1 protein-coding gene is annotated in these 844 nt (G+C 68.6%); it reads right to left on the bottom strand.

What is annotated here, in order from left to right; translation table 11 throughout:
- The coding region (locus MOV75_RS40075; protein WP_247008369.1) for an AtzE family amidohydrolase at window positions 1-844 on the bottom strand (844 nt) is incomplete at both ends.

Here is an 844-nt window from a genome sequence, read left to right as displayed (position 1 = left end):
GGCGACGATCTGCACGCCGATCGGCAGCGGCTCAAGCGGCACCGGCACCGCGACCACCGGCAGGCCGATGAAGGAGATCGGCTGGGTGTGGACGCCGATATTGGCGCGCACCGGCAGCTCCACGCCGTCGAGATTGAAGTTCACCTGGCCGAGCTTTGGCGCGGTGCAGGGCGTTGCCGGCGCCAGCAGCACGTCGACCGATCTAAAGATCTCGGCAAGCTGGGCGCGGTACCAGCGGCGGAATTTCTGCGCGCGGTCGACCATGGGCGCGGGTACCATCGCGCCGGCGATCAGCCGGTCGCGCACCGCGGGATCGAAATCGTTCGGACGCTTGCGCAGGCGGTCGAGGTGGAGCGAAGCGCCTTCGGTGGTGGTGATGACATAGGCCGCCGCGCGGGCGCGCGCGGCTTCTGGGATGTCCACGACTTGCGTTGTGCCAAGCGCCTTGGCAACGCGGCTGACGGCCTCGACCGCTTCCGGAAACACGTTCTTCTGGAAATACCCGCCGGCGACGGCGATGCGCAGGTCCGAGACAGGATTGGCGATCAGCGGCAGCGTCGGCTCCAGTCCGCGCGTCGTGCAGGCGCTGTCGTCCGCGTCAGGTCCCTGCATCACGTCATAGGCGAGCGCGAGATCGGTGACGGACCGTGCGAACGGGCCGAGGTGATCGAGGCTCGCGACGAACGGAAAGGATCGTGCCCGCGACAGCCGGCCATAGGTCGGCTTCAAACCAAAGATGCCGCAGAAGGAGGACGGCACGCGGATCGAGCCGTTGGTGTCCGAGCCCAGCGCGATCGGCACCAGCGCGCCGCCGACGGCGCTGCCCGAACCACCGGACGAGCCG

The organism is Bradyrhizobium sp. PRIMUS42 (assembly GCF_023006515.1).
Classification (GTDB): Bacteria; Pseudomonadota; Alphaproteobacteria; order Rhizobiales; family Xanthobacteraceae; genus Bradyrhizobium.
The sequence above is the reverse complement of the archived record's forward strand: the minus strand, read 5'-3'. Positions and strand labels throughout refer to the sequence as shown.